Origin of the sequence: Alcanivorax sp. (assembly GCF_002733835.1) — a bacterium.
Lineage (GTDB): Bacteria > Pseudomonadota > Gammaproteobacteria > Pseudomonadales > Alcanivoracaceae > Alcanivorax.
Genome location: NZ_NVWY01000053.1, coordinates 1 through 21,428 on the forward strand (window position 1 = coordinate 1; position 21,428 = coordinate 21,428).

Genomic DNA, 21,428 nt, shown 5'->3' on the forward strand with positions numbered 1-21,428 from the left:
GCATTAGCGAGCCGCAACAGCGTCAACGTCACGGTGACCTGGTGGATACGCTTGCCGAACTGGAAGAAGGCATGCGTTTGCTGGTGATCGGCAAGCAAGGCGAAGAGCACGAGGGTATTGGTGCTCAGGTGGGAGACAATGTGGAGCGTGTGATCCGCGCTCTGCATCGTCCAATCCTGGTGACGGTAGGGGAGTTTCAGGCACCGAAAACCATCATGCTCGCATTCGACGGCAGCGCTACCTCGCGCAAGGGCGTGAGCATGCTGGCTGACAGCCCGCTGTTTCAGGGGCTGGATTGTCATCTGGTGACGGTTGGCAATAACCATGAGGGGCTTGATGAGGCGGCTCGGCAGCTCGAACAATCCGGGCATAACGTGCAAACGGCTACGCTTGAGGGTGAGGTGGAGCCTGCCTTGCACCAGTACCAGCAGAGCCACAACGTGGACCTGGTGGTGATGGGTGCCTATGGCCACTCCCGCATCCGCGAATTCTTTGTGGGCAGCACCACTAACAAGATGATCCGGGAAGCGAAGGTGCCGCACCTGTTGCTGCGGTAAGTTTTACTGACTATCCAGGCGCAACACGCTGTTTGTTGGAGACCACAAAAAACGCGGGCCTGTCTTTGCCTGTTGGCGCTGACAGAGCCCGCGTTTTTATGTGGAATGCGTCCGTGCAGCGCTTTTATTCCACCGTGATGGTGATCTTCTCGGACATGACCGGTGGCTCATGGGGAACATGGCGGTAATCGCCCAGTAGTAGTTGCAGGGTATGGGTGCCCGGCTCCAGTTCCAGCTCGGTTTCAGTCTGACCCTTACCGAAATGCACTACCTGGTCGTTGGCGGGCAGGGGCATGCCCATGTCCGGCAGGGTTTCCAGGTCGATGAGCAGGTGGTGGTGGCCACTGTTTTCTTGCTCATTGCCGGCCGGAGCCACATCCATGCCTTCCAGGCCAAAGACAACCTTCACCGGACTGCTGACGGTGGCGCCATTGGCCGGGCTGACGATTTCAGCGGCGGCGCCTTCCGGGGCCGAGCTGCGGGTGATGCCGGTGGCAGCGGGTTTGTCAGCGCTGTCATCTGTGTTCATGTGATTGCTGTGATCGGCGGCGGCCGGGGCTTGTGCAGCTGGGGCGGCAGCCTCTTTGGCGGCGTCTTCGCTGTTGTCGGAACAGGCTTGCAGCAGGGTAGTGCTGGCAATCACAGCGACGAGCAGGGAACGTTGAAACGGAATACGCATGGTCTTTTCCTTGAGCAGTTGAATCCAATGAAGACCTGCTGCCAGACAAAACAAGGCAACAGAGTGAACCGGAATCACGAAGTTGTCATAACCATAGCAGAAACCCCGGGCTTCGTGTCTACATGGTGGCGGCTTTGACAGGTATAATCCGCGCCAGTTTGCATTATTGGAGTCAGCATGACTGTTCGTACTCGCGTCGCCCCGTCGCCCACCGGTGATCCCCACGTCGGCACGGCTTATATTGCCTTGTTCAATCGCTGCTTTGCGCAGCAGCATGGCGGCCAGTTTATTCTGCGTATCGAAGATACGGATCAGACCCGTTCCACGGATCAGTCCGAACAGATGATCCTGGATTCTCTGAAATGGCTGGGGCTGACCTGGGACGAAGGCCCGGACGTGGGCGGGCCGCATGGACCGTACCGGCAAAGTGAACGCAAGGGGATGTATCGCCAGTACGCGGACGAGTTGATCGAAAAGGGCCATGCGTTCAAGTGCTACCGCACCAGTGAAGAGCTGGATACGCTTCGTGCTGCGCTGAAAGAGAGCGGCGAGAACCGGGCGCTCAAGCCGTCGGATCTGGAGCTGCCGGCGGATGAGCAGGCGAAACGTGAAGCCGAAGGCGCACCCTACGTGATTCGCATGCGGGTCCCCATGGACGGTCGCTGTGAAATTCAGGACATGCTGCGCGGCACGGTCGAGCTGGACTGGGCGCTGGTCGATGCACAGATTCTGTTGAAATCCGACGGCATGCCAACCTACCACCTGGCGAATATCGTGGACGATCACCTGATGGAGATCACCCATGTCATTCGTGGCGAGGAATGGCTTAACTCTGCGCCCAAGCACAAATTGCTCTATGAATATTTTGGCTGGGAAATGCCGGCGCTGTGTCACATGCCGCTACTGCGTAACCCGGATAAATCCAAACTCAGCAAGCGCAAGAACCCCACCAGTATCCTGTTCTACCAACGCATGGGTTATTTGCCGGAAGCGTTGGTCAACTACCTGGGCCGCATGGGGTGGTCCATGCCGGATGAGAGCGAGAAATTTTCGCTGGCGCAGATGCAGGACGCGTTCGATATCCAGCGTGTGTCTCTGGGGGGGCCGGTGTTCGATGTGGAAAAGCTGAGCTGGCTGAACGGCCAATGGTTGCGCGATCAGAGCGATGAGCAATTCCTGGATTCGCTACTTGGCTGGGCCTACAACCGCGACTACGCAATGAAAATCATCCCGCACTTGCGCCAGCGGGTGGAGACCTTGTCGGAAGTGGCGGATAAGGCAGCGTTCTGCTTTAACGGTATGCCGGCGATCAACGAAGCCAGTTTCGAGCATAAGCAGTACGGCACCGATGATATCAAGGTGTGGTTGCAGTATCTGCTCTGGACCTATGAAGCGCGCAACGACTGGAACCGTGATGGCTTGTTCGCCGACGCCAAAGCCATCGCCGATGCCCTGGAAGTGAAGATCAAGGATTTCCTGTTCCCGGTCTTCATCGCCATTGCCGGCACCAGTGCCAGTTTCTCGGTGGTGGACTCCATGGAGATCATCGGTTCTGACATCAGCCGTGCCCGCATCCGCCACGCCATTGAGGTATTGGGTGGGGTATCCAAGAAGCAGATGAAGAAACTGGAGAAGGCGTACAGAGACATAGCTGCGAGCTTCTAGCGACTAGCTGTGAGGAAAACCGTAAGCCGGCTGGCAGGGTTGTGCTCAGTAACTAGCCCGGCACAATCCTGTAAGCTCGTAGCTCGTAGCTCGTAGCTCGTAGCTGATTTTCGCTTTTTTTTTCAGCAACTTGCTCAGGATGTAGTCAAATCGACTTCATTCTGAAAAAAACCGCTGGCTGGCGCTTGACAGGGTAGGGGTGGCCGGTAGAATACGCCGCACCTACCGGGATGCACCTGATCCCACTGGTATTTGGGGCTATAGCTCAGCTGGGAGAGCGCAACACTGGCAGTGTTGAGGTCAGCGGTTCGATCCCGCTTAGCTCCACCAAACACGTCCCCTTCGTCTAGTGGCCCAGGACACCGCCCTTTCACGGCGGTAACAGGGGTTCGACTCCCCTAGGGGACGCCAAATAGAAAAGCCTCACTCGAAAGAGTGGGGCTTTTTTATGGCCGCTTTACGGCCGTAACACGTTTTACGCAACATGCATCACGCTACAGGTCTGGCCTGATCTTGCGGTCCCAGGATAAGCCGCAAGTAGTGAATGCCTCTCTCCTATGCGTCGCTTACTGGAAACACTGCTTCCTGCGTTAACTCGGCCGGCGGATGGTAAGGGTGTGGGCGATTTTTTCGCCGTCCCAGATGTATTCGTAGTGAGCGCTGGGGGTAATGCTGGCGATAATTTGCGGGGTCAGCAGGGCGTAGCAATGGCTGCCGGGGGCTCGCACCGATTCGTAATGAATGCCGCTGTGCTGCTGGTCCCTTAGATGCTGGCCCAGCAGGTGAGCTGCGCTGTAATTATCGGGCGCATGCCAGTGTGGGTGGTCACTGGCAGGAGTGATATCGATGAGTGTCGCAGTGAAATTGACCTTCAGACCGCGCATCACGATGCGGTCATATTTGAGGCCATCCACCTGCTGGAAGTAGCGTTGCTGGTGATAGCGGGTTTCGGCAATGGCCGTTGCCATGCGGTCGGCGCAATAGAATACGCCGTAATGGCCCGCAGAGAAGCGCGAACCGGCCGGGTTCACATGCACGAAAGGGCCCAGGGCGTAGTTGCAACCGGGGATGCCCCAGGGGCGCTGATCGGGCGGTACCCGGTTCAGCTCGCCAACATCATTCTGCAGGCGTGGATTAGTGAGTGCCTGCACCGCAAACAGCGCATCGAAGTCAGCCTGGTCCGCCACATCATCGAAGATGGCGATGGGGGGGTATTTGCCATTGACCAGCCGGTAGGCGATTTGTCCGCGTAGCGTGGTACATGGCAAGGCATCGGTATTCGGTTCACTCAGCCCCATTGGCCGCCTCGCAGGCTGTCGAGCTGACGGTGCACCTCGTAAAGGCTGGCGACCCGGCCGCTGCCCATGATGCTCATGGGCGTGGCGCCATTAAAAAAGGCGTTATGGTTGGCCATGCGCACAAAGCCGTACACGTTCTCCTTGTTGCCAAACAGGGTGCGCAGTGCCTGGTGGATATTCAGCAGGTAGCTGAGGCGCTCGAGCAGGTCCTGGCTTACCCGTGCGCTGTCTGGCTGGCTCTGGTATTTGTGCAAGGTGGAGCGGCCGACACCGAGTAGCGCCATTTTCTCCTTTTCGCTGCACTGCCAGTGCTCCAGTAGTTTCAATACCGCACGCAAGGCGGCATGGCGGGCGCCATCGTCCAGAGCGTGTGGGGTATAGGCTGTTGCGGGTTCCATGTTTTGCCTCCTGTTGATGACAATAATGGTCTATATTTTGGTTTTTGTCTATATTGAGACATTCAGAGCAAGAAAATGTCATATCCATGAACAACCTGAGATGTCTGTAGTCACTGTATTGCGGTCATTGGATGGCCGGGCGCCGGGTTGGTGAACATTTGCTGGAGAGGCTGGATGGGAAACAGGGTTAATGTGTTGGGTAGCGTAGTGTTGCTGTTGGCTGCGCTGTCGGCAGGCTGTGCCAGTGCAGGAGATGTTGCGAGCCGGCAATGGACTGATGCGCACCTGCACTATGTGGATTTCATGCAGGACAGTGAGGGCGCCCAGGCGATGATCGCGGCCATGGATGAGGCGGGTGTGGAGCGAGCCTGGGTATTTGGTCTGCCGGTGATGAAAAAATGGCAGGCAGAGGCGCCACGCCGCCCCCGCTATTATCTGGGCGATGAGGCGCCGCTGTATTACTACAGCGCCACGGATGACATTGTGGCCCAGGCGGTGTTGTCGCTGCCGGAAGAGCAGCAGGCGCGATTGCAGCCGTTTATCAGTGGTTTCAACCCCACGGACATGCACGCAGCGGAGCAGGTGGAAAGCCTCATTGAGCGTTATCCGGGGCTGTGGCAGGGGATTGGAGAAATTCTCACCCGGCATGATCAGCTCACTGCGCTCACCGAAGGAGAGACTCCCCGGGCCAACCATCCGGCACTGATGAAGGTGTATGCAATGGCGGGGCGCTATGATCTTCCCGTGTTGCTGCACAGCAACCTGACCTCCCTCCGCGAAGAGACACCGATCTATCTGGGGGAGCTGGAAGAGGCGCTCAGTGAACACCCGGAAACCCGTTTTTTGCTGGCCCACGCTGGCACCAGTGGTGGTGTGGAAGAGCGACAGGCGCCACTGGGGACCTTACCGCCTATCCTGCGGGCATTACTGAGCCGCTATGAAAATTTGTATATTGATCTGTCGTGGAGCGTAAAGGACCACTACCTGATTGATGACGGCGTGCCCAGCAAGGAGTGGCTGGCCCTTATCCGTGAATTCCCGGACCGTTTTACCCTGGGAACCGACCTGGTGGGGCATTTCGACAGCATGGAGAAGGTGCTGGGCGAGTATGAACCGTTGCTGGAAGCATTGCCCAAAAAAGTGGCAGAGCAGCTTTCACACGGGAATGCGGACGCGCTAGTGCCCAGAAAAGGGGCAGTGAAGTTGCCTTGAATGAAGATTTGTCGTGGATTTAAGGGCAAGCCCCGGTTTCTGATGAGGGCTGTTTTTTCGCCTTGCGGGCTGCCTGACGCCTAAACCCGCAATCACATCGGTGGTGGTGTGGGTTTCAATTTTATTGCGTCAGGCATGCGGCTTCAGGTTTCAGGCTTTTTCTGCAATCGACGCAGCAGGGATGATGTATCCCAGCGGCCTCCGCCCATGGCCTGAATATCCCGGTAAAAGTCGTTTATTCGCTCAGTGATGGGCAGGGGCGTCCCGTTCCGGGCAGCTTCGTTCAGGCAGATATCCAGGTCCTTGCGCATCCAGTCCACCGCGAAGCCGTGCTCATACTGGTCGTCGATCATGGTCTGGTGCCGGTTTACCATTTGCCAGGAGCCGGCGGCCCCCTGACTGATGGTTTCGAAGACTTTGCTGGCATCCAGGCCGGCGTTCAAGGCAAAGGCGACGCCTTCTGCAAGCCCTTCCACCAGCCCGGCTACGCAGATCTGGTTGACCATTTTGGTCAGCTGGCCACTGCCCGCCGGCCCCATCAGGTTGGTGGCTTTGGCGTAATGCTGAAGGGTGGGGAGTACGCGCTGATAGATCGCCTCGTCACCCCCGCACATGATCGAGAGTTGGCCGTTTTCTGCCCCTTGCTGTCCGCCGGAGACCGGGGCATCGATAAAATGATTGCCCTGCTTCCGACAGGCGGTATCCAGCTCGCGGGCCATTTCTGCGCTGGCAGTGGTGTGATCGATCAGAATGGCGCCCTTGGCCAAGCCTTGCAGGGCGCCGTCATCACCGAGCGTTACCTGACGCAGGTCGTCGTCGTTACCGACACAGACAAAGACCAGATCCGCTCCCCGGGCGGCTTCGGCAGGTGTGGCTGCGTAGTTGCCTGGGTAATCCCGTGCCCATTGCTGCGCCCGGAGAGTTGTTCGGTTGTACACCGTCATGGAGATACCTGCTTCGGCCAGATGGCCGGCCATGGGGTAGCCCATGGTGCCTAGTCCGATAAAGGCGGCGTTCAGGGCGCTCATTTGTCGCTGCCTCCATCATTACTGTCAGTGACGGGGCTGTTATCGCCCAGGGGGTAAGCGGCAAAGCGAGGTTCGGTAAGGCTGCCCAGGTAGAGGGTGTTGCCATGCTGTTCGGCGCTGGTGATCGGGGCGAAGGCGCCGTCGCTGTTGTCTTGCAAATTGTGAGTGACCTGTCCTTGCTCGTCGAGGCCGAGCACAAAGCCGTGATGCACCGGTTGCGGCTGCAGGAAGCTGGGCATACGGAAGGCCACTTTGCGCAGCAGGGGTTTGTCGGAAAGACTGTCGAGCATGGCATTACGGGGACTGAAAAGGGCAAGCCAAAAAGTGCCGTCGCCGTTGGCCGAGATGCCATCCGGGATGCCGGGCAGGTTATCCATGAAGATATCGTGGCTGCCGGCTTTGTCGCCTTTGAGCCAGTAGCGAACGATGCGGTAATTACCGGTTTCGGTCACCAGTACGAAGTCTTCATTCTGCGACAGGGCGATACCATTGGCGAACTGCAGGCCATCCAGCAGGACTTCGGCTTGGCCGGTGGCCGGGTCGTAACGCAAAAGCCGCCCGTGGCCGCCGTGTTCCATGATGTCGTCGCGGGCATGCATGGCCGGGCCAAATTTGCTGGAGGCATCGGAGAAATAGGCGATGCCGTTGCTGTCCACATCCACGTCATCGGTGAAACCGTAGGCCAGTCCGTTAGCGCTGTCGCTCAGGGTTGTGATAGCGCCGGCCGCGTTGATGCTCAAAAGTCCTTTGTAGCCATCGGCAACGATCAGGTTGCCAGAGGGCGCAAAATCCAGACCCAATGGCCGGCCTCCGGTGTTGGCGATCAGATCCGGGTTCTTGCCGTCGGGATCAAAGCGAACAATGCGGCCATCTACATAGCCCACGTACAGGTGGCCTTCATCATCAATGGCCACATCTTCCGGGCCAACGCCTTCATTCTTGCCGAGTATGCGGGTGTCACTGAGTGCCGTGTTGGTGGCGTAGGGGCCTTCCAGGGCGGGGGCCGTAGGGGCTTGCCAGGCGAAGGGCTCGATACTGACCGGCCAGAATAGCAGGTAGGCGGCAATGGCGATGATGATGAGAAGCGCGAGAATTTTTTTCATTGTCATGTCTGCGTTGGCTAGCGAGACGATGATGCTTGCATGCACGGCGCAACCACGCAAATGCAGGGTGGTAATAGGCTCCAATCAGCGGGGCGAAACCGGTGTTGCCCGGTAGGCGAGCAGCGAGTTTTAAGGCGCCACGAGTTTAACTCGCGGTGGTTTTGCAGATACAAAAAAACCGCCCGAAGGCGGTTTTTTGTCAGGCGATAACGAGGCGCTTATTTGCGCTCGTTGACCGGCACGAAGGAGCGCTCGGCTTCGCCGGTGTACAGCTGGCGCGGACGGCCAATCTTGTACGGGTTGGAGATCATTTCGTTCCAGTGCGCAATCCAGCCCACGGTGCGTGACAGGGCAAAGATTACGGTGAACATGGAGGTCGGGATCCCGATGGCTTTCAGGATGATGCCGGAGTAGAAATCCACGTTCGGGAACAACTTCTTCTCTTTGAAGTAGGGGTCGTTCAGTGCGATTTCTTCCAGCTTCATGGCCAGTTCCAGCTGCGGATCGTTCACACCCAGTTCGGCCAGAACGTCGTGGCAGGACTCGCGCATCACGGTGGCACGTGGATCGTAGTTCTTGTAAACGCGGTGACCGAAGCCCATCAGCTTGAACGGGTCGTTCTTGTCCTTGGCCTTGGCGATGTAGGTGTCGATGTTATCGATGTGACCGATTTCATCGAGCATGTTCAGCACGGCTTCGTTGGCGCCACCGTGTGCCGGGCCCCACAGGGCTGAGATGCCGGCAGCAATACAGGCGAACGGGTTGGCACCGGAGGAGCCTGCCAGACGCACGGTAGAGGTGGAGGCGTTCTGCTCGTGATCAGCGTGCAGGATGAAGATGCGATCCATGGCCTTGGCCAGGGTCGGGCTGATCTTGGATTCTTCACAGGGGTTGCCGAACATCATGTGCAGGAAGTTTTCTGCGTAACCCAGGTCGTTGCGCGGGTACATGAACGGCTGGCCCAGCGCGTACTTGTAGCACATGGCCGCGATGGTGGGCATCTTCGCGATCAGGCGGTACGCGGTGATTTCACGGTGCTCGGGATTATTGATATCCAGAGAGTCGTGGTAGAAGGCGGACAGCGCGCCAACTACGCCACACATGATGGCCATCGGGTGGGCATCGCGGCGGAAACCGTTGAAGAAGTTGCGGATCTGCTCGTGCACCATGGTGTGATTCTTCACGGTGCTGATGAACTGATCACGTTGTTCTGCGGTGGGCAGTTCACCGTACAGCAGGGTGTAACACACTTCCAGATAATCGGACTGACCTGCCAGCTCTTCGATAGAGTAGCCGCGGTGCAGAAGTTTACCCACTTCACCATCGATAAAGGTGATCTTGGATTCACAGGAAGCGGTAGAGGTGAAACCCGGGTCGAAAGTAAAGACGCCGTTAGCTACCAGTTTGGACACGTCGATAACGTCGCGGCCCAGAGTCGGGGTGTAGATCGGCAGGTCCAGGTCCTGACCCTCTACCTTGAGAGTGGCTTTCTTCTCGGTCATGGGAATCTCTCCATTGGCGGACGAGGGAACGTTCCTCAAGGTAAGGAAGGTCCTCCAAAGCGCGGGGGAAGGTAAAGTTTTGACACACCTTTGTCAACGCGCAGGCGAGAACCGGCGAGTCAGACTTTTGTAGGGTAAACAGCTTGTTACGCCTGAATGGTCGTTTTGCCTCAGCATGGTGCAACACAAATTCACGGCGTTCACATCAGGTGCATCATTGTAAATCAACGCGTTAGCCGGTAAGTGAAGAATAATTGTCACCTGGAGCGTTTGTTTTGCGTAAGTCGCGGCGATATACTCCCGCCCGGCAGAAACCTCCTGCTGGGGGTTTCACACGGGCCCACCCCGGCCCGGGCAGATTATTAAGATCAGTCTTCACGTTCTGATCTCAATGACTCTGCCAAGTTCCCGACAACCGCCTCTAATACAGAGGCCCGGCTATAAGTAGGCTACCGTGAACGATAAGCGACCCGTTAACCTCGATCTGAGCACGATCAAGTTCCCGGTCACGGCTATAGCATCTATCACCCACCGTGTAACCGGCGTTGCCATCTTTTTGGCGTTGCCGATTCTGCTGTGGATGCTGGATCGCTCCCTGGCGTCTCCCGAGAGCTTTGCGGACCTGAAAGAACTGATGATGACCTCACTGCTGGTGAAGCTGGTGGTATGGGGCATCCTGTCTGTATTGCTATACCACCTGGTGGCGGGCATTCGTCACCTGATTATGGACACCGGTGTTGGTGAAAGCCTGGAAGGCGGCCGTCGTGGCGCCAAGTTGGCCTTCATCATCTCTGCGGTATTGATTCTGCTGACAGGAGTCTGGATATGGTAACCAGTGTAACGAGCCTGGGCCGTAACGGCCTGTATGACTGGCTCATTCAGCGAGTATCAGCTGTCATCATCGGTGTATACATGATCGGCATGCTGGGTTATTTGATCACCGCCGGTGATCTGGATTATGGCAGCTGGAAAGCCTTCATGGGATCTATCTGCATGCAGATAGCCAACACCCTGCTGGTAATTTCTGTCGCTGCACACACCTGGGTAGGCCTGTGGGGCGTAACCACGGACTACCTGACCAGCCTGACCTTTGGTAAAGCCGCCACCGGCGTTCGCCTGATTGCCCAGCTGGCAATTGCACTGGCGTTGGTTGTGTACCTGCTTTGGGGTCTGGTTCTGATCTGGGGAGGGGCGTAATCCATGTCCATTCGCACTATTACGTTTGACGCTATCGTCGTAGGTGGTGGTGGTGCCGGTATGCGCGCCTCACTGCAAATGGCCCAGTCCGGTTTCAAGACTGCGCTGATTTCCAAAGTCTTTCCGACCCGTTCGCACACCGTATCCGCCCAGGGCGGTATCACCTGTGCGATCGCGTCCGCCGATCCCAACGATGATTGGCGCTGGCACATGTACGATACCGTGAAAGGTTCCGATTACATCGGTGACCAGGACGCGATCGAATACATGTGTAATGTAGGCCCTGAAGCGGTCTACGAACTGGACCATATGGGGCTGCCGTTTTCCCGTACTGAAGAAGGTCGTATCTACCAACGTCCGTTTGGTGGCCAGTCCAAGAACTTCGGTGAAGGCGGCCAGGCGGCCCGTACCTGTGCGGCGGCTGACCGTACCGGCCACGCGCTGCTGCATACCCTGTACCAGCAGAACCTGAAGAACGGCACCCAGTTCTACAATGAGTGGTACGCGGCAGAACTGGTAAAAGATGCTGACGGCAATGTCTGTGGTGTCATCGCCATTGATATTGAATCCGGTGAAACCGTGTTCTTCAAGGCCAAGGCAACCGTCTTTGCCACCGGTGGTTCCGGCCGTATCTACGCCTCCACCACCAATGCCCTGATCAATACTGGTGACGGCGTGGGCATGGCCCTGCGTGCCGGCCTGCCGGTGCAGGATATTGAAATGTGGCAGTTCCACCCCACCGGTATCGCCGGTGCCGGCGTACTGGTAACCGAAGGGTGCCGGGGCGAGGGTGGCTATCTCATCAATAAAGACGGTGAGCGCTTCATGGAGCGTTACGCGCCGAACGCCAAAGATCTGGCGTCCCGTGACGTTGTTGCCCGTTCCATGATGATGGAAATTCTGGATGGCCGTGGTGCCGGTCCGGATGGCGATCACGTCTTCCTGAAGCTGGATCACCTGGGTGAAGAAGTGCTGCACAGCCGCCTGCCGGGCATCTGTGAACTGGCCATTACCTTCGCGCAGACCGATCCGGTGAAAGAGCCGATCCCGGTTGTGCCGACTTGTCACTACATGATGGGCGGTATCCCCACCAATGTTCACGGTCAGGCGCTCAAGCTGACCGGTGGCCATGAAGGCGAAGAGCAGTTCGTGAACGGTCTGTTTGCCGTGGGTGAAGTGGCCTGTGTATCCGTACACGGTGCCAACCGCCTGGGCGGTAACTCGCTGCTGGATCTGGTGGTATTCGGTCGTGCAGCCGGTTTGTACATTGAAGATGCCCTGCGTCAGGGTATGACTCAATACGAGCCGCGCGATGCCGACATTGAGGAAGCGCTCTCCCGGGTTCGCCGTTGGGACGACTCCAAGGGTGGCGAATCTGTCTCCGCGCTGCGCAAAGAGCTGCAGAGCGTGATGCAGAACCACTTCGGGGTGTTCCGCAAGGGCGACCTGATGGCGGAAGGCGTGGCCAAGCTGGCCGATCTGCGTGAGCGGATTTCCAAGGCGCACCTGGATGACAAGAGCAAGCCGTTCAACACCGCGCGTATTGAAGCGCTGGAGCTGGATAACCTGCTGGAAGTGGCGGAAGCCACCGCCATCGCGGCCGAAGGCCGTACCGAGAGTCGTGGCGCGCATTCCCGCTACGATTACCCGGATCGTGACGATGAGAACTGGCTGTGCCACTCCATCTTCGACCCCAAAGCCAAGAAGCTGGGCAAGCGTGACGTGAACTTCAAGCCGAAGACCGTTGACACCTTCCAGCCCAAGGCGCGGACCTACTAAGGGGAGCTAACGATGAAAGTCAGTATCTATCGCTACAATCCAGAAACGGATCGCGAGCCGAGCATGAAGGAGTATGAGGTCGATACCCAGGGTAAAGACCTCATGGTGCTGGACATTCTCGCGCTGGTGAAAGAACAGGACGAGTCCATGTCCTACCGTCGCTCCTGCCGTGAAGGTGTTTGCGGTTCCGACGGCATGAACATGAACGGCAAGAACGGCCTGGCCTGTATCACTCCGCTGTCCCAGGTGGCACCGGGTGTGCTGGAAGGCAAGAAGCCGCTGATCCTGCGCCCGCTGCCGGGCCTGCCGGTCATTCGTGATCTGGTGGTGGACATGGGTATGTTCTATAACCAGTACGAAAAAGTGCAGCCGTATCTGCAGAACACCTCGCCGGCTCCGGCCATCGAGCGCCTGCAGAGCCCGGAAGAGCGTGAAAAGCTGGATGGCCTGTACGAGTGTATTCTCTGTGCCTGCTGTTCAACCAGCTGCCCAAGTTTCTGGTGGAACCCGGACAAGTTCCTGGGGCCGGCGGCCCTGTTGCAGAGCTATCGCTTCCTGGCGGACAGCCGCGACACAGTAACTGAAGAGCGTCTGTCCAAACTGGATGACCCCTTCAGCCTGTTCCGTTGCCACGGCATCATGAACTGCGTCAGCGTTTGCCCGAAAGGGTTGAACCCGACCCGGGCCATTGGTCATATCCGTTCCATGCTGTTGGAGCGGGGCATCTGACCCGAAACGAGAAAGGCGGCCTGATGGCCGCCTTTTTTGTATGTAATAAAGTCGGAGATGACGTTTTTTGCTGTCTATTCGACGTTTTGCCAATGGCAGACACATTCGGAAAGAGTCATAAGTTACTTTATGAATTCGGTGCCTAACAAAACCGAATTAAAAGGGCTACACTAGATAGCAGTTCGAGGTAATCCCTCGACGAGAGGTAGCAGGCTTCTACCCAGACCCGACCCGGTATGGGCGAGATAGCAGGTTGCATCTCATGGGTGGAACAGGGCTTAAAAGGCGTTGTTCCGAAAAATACGAGCGTACGGGAACAGGGTCGCCCCCCTGTGGTCGCAGTTACTCATACCACAGAGTGTGACAACCTCCCGCCGAAGGAACGAGCTAACATGCAAGACAGTTCCATGCAGCGGCAATGGCAGTCCTCCCATATCGGGGGAGCCAACGCTGCCTATGTCGATGAACTGTACGAATCCTACCTGACTGATCCTAATTCCGTGCCGGAAGACTGGCGCGTTTATTTCGAAAAACTCCCCAGTGTTGATACCGCCGTCGAATCCGACGTGCCCCACGCCGCCGTGCGTGAATACTTTCTGTTGCAGGCGAAGAACCGTTCGCGGGTGCAGAAGTTTGGTGCCGGTGCGGTCAGCACGGAGCATGAGCGTCGTCAGGTCCGTGTGCTGCACTTGATTGCAGCCTACCGAAACCGTGGCCACCAGGTGGCCAAGCTGGATCCGCTGGGCATCATGGAGCGCGAAGCCGTTCCGGACCTGGAACTGGCGCATCACGGTCTCAGCACGGCTGATCTGGATACCGTATTCCAAACAGGCAACCTGTTTATTGGTAAGCCTGAAACCTCTCTCCGCGATATCGTTGACTGCCTGACCAGTACCTACTGCTCCAGCGTGGGTGCGGAATACATGCACATGGTCAACACGGCGGAAAAACGCTGGTTGCAGCAACGCATGGAAGGGGTGCGCTGTCACCCGGAATACGGTACAGACATCAAGAAGCATATTCTTGAGCGTCTGTCCGCCGCCGAGGGCCTGGAAAAATATCTGGGCAGTAAATACCCCGGCACCAAGCGTTTCGGCCTGGAAGGCGGCGAATCGCTGATTCCGTTGATGGACGAAATCATCCAGCGCGTGGGCAGTTATGGCGCCAAGGAGCTGGTGATCGGTATGGCCCACCGGGGCCGTCTGAACGTGTTGGTGAATACCCTGGGCAAGAGCCCGAAAGACCTGTTCGAAGAGTTCGATGGCAAGAGCTTCAATGAAAATGGCTCCGGTGATGTGAAGTATCACCAGGGCTTCTCGTCCAACGTACAAACGTCTGGCGGTGAAGTGCATCTGGCCATGGCCTTCAACCCCTCACACCTGGAGATCGTTTCTCCAGTGGTGGAAGGGTCAGTACGTGCCCGTCAGGATCGCCGTGATGACGAGGGTGGCGAGCAGGTTGTTCCGATTATATTGCACGGTGATGCTGCCTTTGCCGGGCAGGGTGTGGTCATGGAGACATTCCAGATGTCCCAGACCCGGGGTTTCCACACCGGTGGTACCCTGCATGTGATCATCAACAACCAGGTGGGCTTTACCACCAGCCGGCGTGATGACGCCCGCTCCACTGAGTACTGCACCGATGTGGCAAAAATGGTGCAGGCGCCGATCTTCCACGTGAATGCGGATGACCCGGAAGCGGTGTACTTTGTCACCCAGCTTGCGGTGGATTACCGCATGCAGTTCAAGAAAGACGTGGTGATTGATCTGATTTGTTATCGCCGTTCGGGCCATAACGAGGCGGACGAGCCGTCCTCGACCCAGCCGATGATGTACAAAAAGATCAAAAGCCACCCGACCACCCGAACCCTGTATGCCGAACAGCTGATCAACGAAAAAGTGATCAGTGAACAGGAAGCCCAGAAAACCGTGGATGATTACCGTGACATGCTTGACGCCGGTAACCATGTGGTGAAATCCCTGGTGCGTGAGCCAAACAAGGCACTGTTCGTGGACTGGTCTCCCTACATCGGTCATAAGGTGGAAGATGACTGGGATACGTCGTACCCGCTGAAGAAATTGCAGGATCTGGCTACCCGCCTGGAAACACCGCCGGAAGGGGTGGTCGTTCAGCGTCAGGTTAAGAAAATCCTGGAAGACCGCCGCAAAATGACCGCCGGTGCCTTGCCCCTGAACTGGGGTTATGGGGAAACCATGGCCTATGCGACGCTGCTTGATCAGGGGTTTGCCATTCGCTTGACCGGCCAGGACAGTGGTCGCGGCACGTTTTCGCACCGTCACGCGGTGCTGCACAACCAGAAAGACGGTGAGCAATATGTGCCGCTTCAGCACCTCTACGAGGGGCAGCCGCGCTTCGATATCTACGATTCATTGCTCTCTGAAGAAGCGGTGTTGGGGTATGAATATGGCTACGCGACTACCACTCCCAAATCTCTGGTGATCTGGGAAGCACAGTTTGGTGATTTCGCCAACGGTGCTCAGGTGGTGATTGACCAGTTCATCTCTTCCGGCGAGGCCAAGTGGGGCCGTTTGTGTGGCCTGACCATGCTGCTTCCCCATGGCTATGAAGGGCAGGGCCCGGAACATTCTTCCGCCCGACTGGAACGTTTTCTGCAACTGTGCGCGGAGCACAACATGCAGGTCTGTGTGCCAAGCACCCCCGGGCAGATTTATCACTTGTTGCGCCGTCAGGCTGTACGGCCACTGCGTAAACCGTTGGTGGTAATGAGCCCGAAGAGCCTGCTGCGCCATAAAAAGGCCACATCCGCACTGGAGGATCTGGCCCACGGCACTTTCCATTCAGTACTGGATGACCTGGCTGATCTGGATCGCAAGAAGGTCAACCGCGTGGTCATGTGTTCCGGCAAGGTCTACTACGACTTGCTGGAAAAGCGTGATGGCGATGATCTGAGTGACACGGCGCTGGTGCGGATCGAGCAGTTGTATCCGTTCCCTGAGCAGCGTTTGCAGGAAATTCTCGAGAGCTATCCTAACCTGGAGCATTTGGTCTGGTGTCAGGAAGAGCCCATGAACCAGGGTGCCTGGTATTGCTCTCAGCATCATATGTACCGTGTAGCACAACAAGCTGGCGTGGGGCCTGTGCATTACGCTGGCCGCGATATGGCGGCCGCCCCGGCAGCGGGTTCAATGTCTCTGCACGTGGAACAACAGCAGCGTCTGGTTCAGGACGCCTTCGAGATTAAGTAACAGTTAAGGATTAGGCATGGCGACTGATATCAAAGCCCCGCAGTTCCCGGAATCAGTAGCAGACGGCACCGTAGCCACCTGGCACAAGCAGGAAGGTGAAGCGGTGAAGCGTGACGAGCTGCTGGTGGATATTGAAACTGACAAGGTTGTGCTGGAAGTGGTGGCGCCAGCCGATGGCGTGATCAGCAAGATCATGGCGGCAGAGGGCGAAACCGTAGAAAGCCAACAGGTACTGGGCACCTTCGACGAAGGAGCCAGTGGCAGTGCCGGCAAGAGCGATGACAAGCCGGCAGAGAAAGCCAGTGATGAGGCTTCTGCGGAACAGAAAAATGATGCGAAGTCTGAAGCTGCAGACGACGATGATAGTGCAGGCGATCAGGCTGGCCCGGCGGCCCGCAAGCTGATGAGCGAGCATGGCATCGCAGCAGACCAGGTGAAGGGCTCGGGTCGCGGTGGCCGCATTACCAAGGGTGATGTGGAAAAGGTCATTACGGACAAGGCCGAGAAGCGTGCCAGTCAACCGGCTCCACAGCAGCCGGCGACTCTGGATGTGCCGGGTGCACCGGGTGAGCGTGAAGAGCGCCGGGTGCCGATGACTCGTTTGCGCAAGCGGATTGCCGAGCGCTTGGTGTCGGCCCAGCAGGATTCGGCCATGTTGACCACCTTCAACGAGGTCAACATGAAACCGATCATGGATATGCGCAAGCATTACCAGCCGGAATTCGAGAAAGCCCATAACGTGCGTCTCGGTTTCATGGGGTTCTTCACCCGTGCCTGTGTGGAAGCGCTGAAACGCTTCCCGGCAGTGAACGCTTCCATCGACGGCGAAGACATCGTCTATCACGGTTACTACGACGTGGGTGTGGCGGTATCTACCGAGCGAGGTCTGGTTGTACCTGTCCTGCGCGATGCGGACCAGAAAGGCCTGGCAGAAGTGGAATCGCAGATTATCGAGTATGGTCAGAAAGCCCAGAAGGGCAAGCTGTCCATTGAAGAGATGACCGGTGGCACCTTCACCATTTCCAATGGTGGGGTATTTGGATCACTGATTTCCACGCCGATTCTGAACCCGCCACAAACGGCGATTCTTGGCATGCACAAGATTCAGGAGCGCCCCATGGCAGTGGACGGCAAGGTGGAAATCCTGCCGATGATGTATCTGGCCCTGTCCTATGACCATCGCCTGATCGACGGCAAGGAAGCGGTGCAGTTCCTGGTTGCAGTAAAGAACTTTATCGAAGATCCGGCGCGCCTGTTGCTGGATATCTGAATGCACGCCCGCACGCTTCATGCTGGCACGCACACGCGATATGGCGTGCCAGCGTGCTGCGCGAAACGTGCCAGCGATAGAAGGAATAGAGCATGAGTGACAACTACGACGTCATCATCATTGGTGGTGGTCCCGGTGGTTATGTGGCCGCGATCCGGTGCGCGCAACTGGGGCTGAACACGGCTTGTATCGAAAAGCGGATCAACAAGCAGGATGAGCCGGCTCTGGGCGGCACCTGTCTGAATGTGGGCTGTATTCCGTCCAAGGCGCTGCTGGATTCTTCGTGGAAGTACCACGAGACGGAATCCGCTCTGGCAGACCATGGTATCAAGATCAAGGGCGCAGATCTGGACCTTGAGACCATGCTCAAGCGCAAGGACACCATCGTCAAGAATCTTACCGGTGGTATTGCCCAGCTGTTCAAGGCCAACAAGGTGACCTGGCTGCAGGGTACCGGCCAGCTGAAAAGCGGCAAGCAGGTGGAATTCCAGCCTTTGGATGGCGATACACAGACCTTGCAGGCCGAACACGTGATTCTGGCTGCGGGCTCAGTGCCGGTGGATATTCCCGTGGCATCTGTCGACCAGAAAGTGATTGTGGATTCCACCGGCGCTCTGGACTTTGACAAGGTGCCCAAGCGCCTTGGTGTGATTGGTGCGGGCGTGATCGGCCTGGAGCTGGGCAGTGTCTGGGGCCGTCTGGGCAGTGAGGTTGTCGTACTGGAGGCGGTGGATGACTTCCTGCCAGCGGTGGACAAGCAGATTGCCAAGGATGCCCAGAAGCAGTTCACCAAACAGGGGCTGGATATTCGCTTGGGCGCCCGCGTAACCGGTTCTGAAGTGAAGAAGGATCAGGTCGTGGTGAACTTCACCGACAAGGGTGGCGAACAGGAAGAAACCTTCGATCGCTTGATTGTGGCGGTGGGCCGTCGTCCTTATACCGAAGGCCTGCTTAGCCAGGATGCCGGCGTCAGCCTGGATGAGCGTAATTATATTTACGTGGACAGCCAGTGCCGAACCGATGTCCCCGGCGTTTACGCCATTGGTGACCTGGTGCGTGGCCCGGCGTTGGCCCACAAGGCCATCGAGGAAGGTGTCATGGTGGCGGAAGTGATCATGGGTGAAAGCACCCAGGTGAACTACGACGCCGTTCCCGGGGTGATTTATACCCACCCGGAAGTGGCTTGGGTCGGCAAGACCGAAGAGGAAGTAAAGGATTCCGGTGATGCTTACAAGACCGGAGCCGTGCCCTTCGCTGCCAACGGGCGTGCCATGGCGGCCGGTGAAACCGGTGGCATGGTGAAGTTTGTCGCCGACGAAAAGACCGACCGTATTTTGGGAATGCACGTAGTAGGCCCGCAGGCGTCCGAGCTGATTCAGCAAGGCGTTATCGCCATGGAATTTGGGGCTACCGTGGAAGATTTGCAGCTGATGGTGTTTGGTCACCCAAGCCTGTCAGAAACCGTTCATGAAGCAGCCTTGGCCACGGACTTTAAAGCAATCCATGTGGCGCAGCGTCGTCGCAAGAAATAGTGCGACATTTGAACGGCAGCGATAACGGCGCTTGAACAGGGCGCCACTAATTCATTGATGATGGAAGTATTGGCATGAATCTCCATGAGTATCAGTCAAAACAGCTTTTTGCTGATTATGGGTTGCCAGTCTCTACCGGCTTTGCCTGCGATACCCCGGAAGAGGTCGCAGCAAAGGCGAAAGAGATCGGTGGTGAAAAATGGGTCGTGAAGGCCCAGGTTCACGCGGGCGGCCGTGGTAAGGCCGGTGGTGTGAAGCTGGTGGATACCCCGGAAGATGCGGCGGCGTTTGCCAAGCAGTGGCTGGGCAAGAACCTGGTGACGTTCCAGACCGATGAACACGGCCAGCCGGTATCAAAAATTCTGGTGGAAACCTGCACTGACATTGCCAAAGAACTGTACCTGAGTGCGGTACTGGATCGTGCCAGCCGCCGTGTTGTCTTCATGGCCTCCACCGAAGGTGGCGTGGACATCGAAACGGTCGCAGAAGAAACCCCGGAGAAAATTCTCAAGGCGGAAATCGACCCGCTGGTGGGCGCACAGCCCTACCAGGCTCGTGAGATCGCGTTCCAGCTGGGTCTTGAAGGCAAGCAGGTCAATCAGTTTGCCAAGATCTTTGTGGGTCTGGCCAAGCTGTTTATCGACAAGGACTTGGCGCTGATCGAAGTGAACCCGCTGGTGATTACCGATGAGGGCGATCTGCACTGCCTGGACGCCAAGATCAACGTGGATGGCTCGGCGCTGTATCGTCATCCGGACATCAAGGCACTGGACGATCCCAGTCAGGAAGACGAGCGTGAGCGTCGTGCTGCCGAGTGGGACCTGAACTACGTGGCGCTGGACGGCAACATCGGTTGCATGGTGAACGGTGCGGGCCTGGCCATGGGCACAATGGATTTGGTGAAGCTGAAAGGCGGTGCGCCGGCCAACTTCCTCGACGTGGGCGGTGGTGCAACCAAAGAGCGCGTGACCGAAGCGTTCAAAATCATCCTGTCTGATGATCAGGTAAAAGGCGTTCTGGTGAACATCTTTGGCGGTATTGTCCGTTGTGACCTGATTGCTGAAGGTATTATCGGTGCCGTGGAAGAAGTGGGCGTGACGGTCCCGGTTGTGGTTCGTCTGGAAGGTAACAATGCGGAGCTGGGTTCCCAGAAGCTGGCAGAAAGCGGCATGAACATCATTGCCGCACAAAGTTTTGATGATGCTGCCGAACAGGTAGTGAAAGCAGTGGGAGGTGCCGCATGAGCGTATTGATCGACAAGAACACCAAGGTTATCTGCCAGGGCTTCACCGGCAGCCAGGGCACACTCCACTCTGAACAGGCCATTGAGTATGGCACTCAGATGGTGGGTGGTGTCACCCCGGGTAAAGGCGGCCAGACCCACCTGGGCCTGCCGGTATTCAACACCGTGGCAGAAGCCGTGGCTGAAACCGGCGCCACCGCCAGCGTGATTTACGTGCCTGCACCGTTCTGCAAGGACTCCATTCTGGAAGCTGCAGACGCCGGCATCGAACTGATCGTCTGCATTACGGAAGGGGTTCCTGCACTGGATATGCTTTTCGTCAAAGAGTATATCTCCCGCATGGACGGCGTTCGTCTGATCGGCCCGAACTGCCCTGGGGTAATTACGCCGGGTGAGTGCAAGATCGGGATCATGCCGGGCCATATCCACAAACCTGGCAAGGTAGGCATTGTCTCCCGTTCCGGTACCCTGACCTATGAAGCGGTTAACCAAACCACCAAGCTGGGTTTTGGTCAGTCTTCCTGTATTGGTATTGGTGGCGACCCGATTCCTGGCATGACATTCATTGATGCGCTGGAATTGTTCCAGAATGACCCGCAGACCGAAGCTATCGTGATGGTCGGTGAGATCGGCGGTACCGCAGAAGATGAAGCGGCTGCCTATATCAAGGAGAACGTCACCAAGCCGGTGGTCAGCTACATCGCTGGCGTAACGGCTCCTGCAGGCAAGCGCATGGGCCACGCTGGTGCCATTATTGCTGGTGGCAAGGGCACGGCTGACGAGAAGTTTGCTGTCCTGGAAGCGGCGGGTGTGAAAACCGTGCGCAACCCGGCAGAAATCGGTAAAGCTGTGAAAGAAGCGACCGGCTGGTAAACCCGCCGCTAGCGATACAAAAAAGGCCGGCATTTGCCCACTGCTGTCCCACAGTTTGGGGCGATCATAAATAGAGCCTCATTTGAGGCTCTATTTTTTTGTCTGGAGGGTCCGGATTCAGCAGCTCTTTCAGGGT

The 21,428-nt window shown here is 57.3% G+C and carries 18 protein-coding genes and 2 tRNA genes; 14 read left to right on the top strand and 6 right to left on the bottom strand.

Annotated features, from left to right (window positions below; translation table 11 throughout):
• Window positions 1–557: universal stress protein (locus COA55_RS16215; RefSeq protein ID WP_290502984.1), on the top strand; the 557-nt coding region annotated here is incomplete at its 5' end.
• A 124-nt stretch (window positions 558–681) separates the two neighbouring features.
• On the opposite strand, the gene COA55_RS16220 is transcribed toward COA55_RS16215, so the two are convergent.
• A complete protein-coding gene (locus tag COA55_RS16220) occupies window positions 682–1,236 on the bottom strand; it encodes a DUF4399 domain-containing protein (RefSeq protein ID WP_063520750.1) in 555 nt (184 codons plus the stop codon).
• Between the two features lie 177 nt (window positions 1,237–1,413).
• Here COA55_RS16220 and gltX point away from each other — a divergent pair, with 177 nt between their 5' ends.
• The 3 genes from gltX (at window position 1,414) to COA55_RS16235 (ending at window position 3,312) form a co-directional block, all read left to right on the top strand.
• Window positions 1,414–2,901: a glutamate--tRNA ligase gene (gltX, locus tag COA55_RS16225; protein WP_290502985.1), complete on the top strand. Its 1,488-nt coding sequence runs from the start codon at window positions 1,414–1,416 to the stop codon at window positions 2,899–2,901.
• A 254-nt stretch (window positions 2,902–3,155) separates the two neighbouring features.
• Window positions 3,156–3,231, top strand: a tRNA-Ala gene (locus tag COA55_RS16230).
• Window positions 3,232–3,236: 5 nt separating this feature from the next.
• Window positions 3,237–3,312, top strand: a tRNA-Glu gene (locus COA55_RS16235).
• A gap of 179 nt (window positions 3,313–3,491) precedes the next feature.
• Here the strand turns inward: COA55_RS16235 and COA55_RS16240 are convergent.
• Both COA55_RS16240 and COA55_RS16245 read right to left on the bottom strand, forming a co-directional pair.
• The gene (locus tag COA55_RS16240; RefSeq protein ID WP_290502986.1) at window positions 3,492–4,199 is read right to left on the bottom strand and encodes an RES family NAD+ phosphorylase; all 708 of its coding nucleotides are present in this window, start codon (window positions 4,197–4,199) and stop codon (window positions 3,492–3,494) included.
• Window positions 4,190–4,597: an MbcA/ParS/Xre antitoxin family protein gene (locus tag COA55_RS16245; RefSeq protein ID WP_290502987.1), complete on the bottom strand. Its 408-nt coding sequence runs from the start codon at window positions 4,595–4,597 to the stop codon at window positions 4,190–4,192. Before COA55_RS16245 ends, COA55_RS16240 begins: the two co-directional genes overlap by 10 nt.
• A 174-nt stretch (window positions 4,598–4,771) precedes the next feature.
• On the opposite strand from COA55_RS16245, the gene COA55_RS16250 reads away from it, so the two are divergent.
• Window positions 4,772–5,809 (top strand): amidohydrolase family protein, encoded by a 1,038-nt coding sequence (locus COA55_RS16250; protein WP_290502988.1) that lies wholly within the window; start codon window positions 4,772–4,774, stop codon window positions 5,807–5,809.
• Window positions 5,810–5,952: 143 nt separating this feature from the next.
• Here COA55_RS16250 and COA55_RS16255 read toward each other — a convergent pair whose 3' ends face one another.
• The 3 genes from COA55_RS16255 to gltA form a co-directional block, all read right to left on the bottom strand.
• Window positions 5,953–6,837 (bottom strand): NAD(P)-dependent oxidoreductase, encoded by an 885-nt coding sequence (locus COA55_RS16255; RefSeq protein ID WP_290502989.1) that lies wholly within the window; start codon window positions 6,835–6,837, stop codon window positions 5,953–5,955.
• On the bottom strand, window positions 6,834–7,940 hold the full coding sequence (locus COA55_RS16260; RefSeq protein ID WP_290502990.1) for an SMP-30/gluconolactonase/LRE family protein: 1,107 nt from the start codon (window positions 7,938–7,940) through the stop codon (window positions 6,834–6,836). The genes COA55_RS16255 and COA55_RS16260 overlap by 4 nt, the downstream gene beginning before the upstream one ends.
• A 218-nt stretch (window positions 7,941–8,158) precedes the next feature.
• Complete coding sequence (gltA, locus tag COA55_RS16265; RefSeq protein ID WP_290502991.1) at window positions 8,159–9,442, bottom strand: citrate synthase; 1,284 nt, start codon at window positions 9,440–9,442, stop codon at window positions 8,159–8,161.
• Between the two features lie 454 nt (window positions 9,443–9,896).
• Here gltA and sdhC point away from each other — a divergent pair, with 454 nt between their 5' ends.
• The 9 genes from sdhC to sucD all read left to right on the top strand — a co-directional run bounded on the left by sdhC (window position 9,897) and on the right by sucD (window position 21,292).
• The gene (sdhC, locus tag COA55_RS16270; protein ID WP_063519195.1) at window positions 9,897–10,274 is read left to right on the top strand and encodes a succinate dehydrogenase, cytochrome b556 subunit; all 378 of its coding nucleotides are present in this window, start codon (window positions 9,897–9,899) and stop codon (window positions 10,272–10,274) included.
• The gene (gene sdhD / locus COA55_RS16275; protein WP_007150974.1) at window positions 10,268–10,639 is read left to right on the top strand and encodes a succinate dehydrogenase, hydrophobic membrane anchor protein; all 372 of its coding nucleotides are present in this window, start codon (window positions 10,268–10,270) and stop codon (window positions 10,637–10,639) included. Before sdhC ends, sdhD begins: the two co-directional genes overlap by 7 nt.
• Before the next feature lie 3 nt (window positions 10,640–10,642).
• On the top strand, window positions 10,643–12,418 hold the full coding sequence (gene sdhA, locus COA55_RS16280; protein WP_063519194.1) for a succinate dehydrogenase flavoprotein subunit: 1,776 nt from the start codon (window positions 10,643–10,645) through the stop codon (window positions 12,416–12,418).
• A 12-nt stretch (window positions 12,419–12,430) separates the two neighbouring features.
• Window positions 12,431–13,147, top strand: a complete 717-nt coding sequence (locus COA55_RS16285; protein ID WP_063519193.1) for a succinate dehydrogenase iron-sulfur subunit — start codon at window positions 12,431–12,433, stop codon at window positions 13,145–13,147.
• Between the two features lie 392 nt (window positions 13,148–13,539).
• Window positions 13,540–16,374: a 2-oxoglutarate dehydrogenase E1 component gene (locus COA55_RS16290; RefSeq protein WP_290502992.1), complete on the top strand. Its 2,835-nt coding sequence runs from the start codon at window positions 13,540–13,542 to the stop codon at window positions 16,372–16,374.
• 16 nt (window positions 16,375–16,390) lie between these two features.
• Window positions 16,391–17,644 carry a 2-oxoglutarate dehydrogenase complex dihydrolipoyllysine-residue succinyltransferase gene (gene odhB, locus COA55_RS16295; RefSeq protein WP_063519906.1) on the top strand — a complete coding sequence of 418 codons (1,254 nt, stop codon included), beginning with the start codon at window positions 16,391–16,393 and terminating at the stop codon, window positions 17,642–17,644.
• Window positions 17,645–17,736: 92 nt separating this feature from the next.
• Window positions 17,737–19,176: a dihydrolipoyl dehydrogenase gene (gene lpdA / locus COA55_RS16300; protein ID WP_290502993.1), complete on the top strand. Its 1,440-nt coding sequence runs from the start codon at window positions 17,737–17,739 to the stop codon at window positions 19,174–19,176.
• A gap of 74 nt (window positions 19,177–19,250) precedes the next feature.
• Window positions 19,251–20,420: an ADP-forming succinate--CoA ligase subunit beta gene (sucC, locus tag COA55_RS16305; protein WP_290502994.1), complete on the top strand. Its 1,170-nt coding sequence runs from the start codon at window positions 19,251–19,253 to the stop codon at window positions 20,418–20,420.
• Window positions 20,417–21,292, top strand: coding sequence for a succinate--CoA ligase subunit alpha (sucD, locus tag COA55_RS16310; protein ID WP_007150875.1), 876 nt, complete (start codon window positions 20,417–20,419; stop codon window positions 21,290–21,292). Before sucC ends, sucD begins: the two co-directional genes overlap by 4 nt.
• Window positions 21,293–21,428 lie beyond the last annotated feature (136 nt).

Coding starts and splice junctions, on each gene's coding strand:
- COA55_RS16220 (WP_063520750.1), bottom strand. CDS start 1,236: ATGCGTATTCCGTTTCAACGTTCCCTGCTCGTCGCTGTGATTGCCAGC.
- gltX (WP_290502985.1), top strand. CDS start 1,414: ATGACTGTTCGTACTCGCGTCGCCCCGTCGCCCACCGGTGATCCCCAC.
- COA55_RS16240 (WP_290502986.1), bottom strand. CDS start 4,199: ATGGGGCTGAGTGAACCGAATACCGATGCCTTGCCATGTACCACGCTA.
- COA55_RS16245 (WP_290502987.1), bottom strand. CDS start 4,597: ATGGAACCCGCAACAGCCTATACCCCACACGCTCTGGACGATGGCGCC.
- COA55_RS16250 (WP_290502988.1), top strand. CDS start 4,772: ATGGGAAACAGGGTTAATGTGTTGGGTAGCGTAGTGTTGCTGTTGGCT.
- COA55_RS16255 (WP_290502989.1), bottom strand. CDS start 6,837: ATGAGCGCCCTGAACGCCGCCTTTATCGGACTAGGCACCATGGGCTAC.
- COA55_RS16260 (WP_290502990.1), bottom strand. CDS start 7,940: ATGAAAAAAATTCTCGCGCTTCTCATCATCATCGCCATTGCCGCCTAC.
- gltA (WP_290502991.1), bottom strand. CDS start 9,442: ATGACCGAGAAGAAAGCCACTCTCAAGGTAGAGGGTCAGGACCTGGAC.
- sdhD (WP_007150974.1), top strand. CDS start 10,268: ATGGTAACCAGTGTAACGAGCCTGGGCCGTAACGGCCTGTATGACTGG.
- sdhA (WP_063519194.1), top strand. CDS start 10,643: ATGTCCATTCGCACTATTACGTTTGACGCTATCGTCGTAGGTGGTGGT.
- COA55_RS16285 (WP_063519193.1), top strand. CDS start 12,431: ATGAAAGTCAGTATCTATCGCTACAATCCAGAAACGGATCGCGAGCCG.
- COA55_RS16290 (WP_290502992.1), top strand. CDS start 13,540: ATGCAAGACAGTTCCATGCAGCGGCAATGGCAGTCCTCCCATATCGGG.
- odhB (WP_063519906.1), top strand. CDS start 16,391: ATGGCGACTGATATCAAAGCCCCGCAGTTCCCGGAATCAGTAGCAGAC.
- lpdA (WP_290502993.1), top strand. CDS start 17,737: ATGAGTGACAACTACGACGTCATCATCATTGGTGGTGGTCCCGGTGGT.
- sucC (WP_290502994.1), top strand. CDS start 19,251: ATGAATCTCCATGAGTATCAGTCAAAACAGCTTTTTGCTGATTATGGG.
- sucD (WP_007150875.1), top strand. CDS start 20,417: ATGAGCGTATTGATCGACAAGAACACCAAGGTTATCTGCCAGGGCTTC.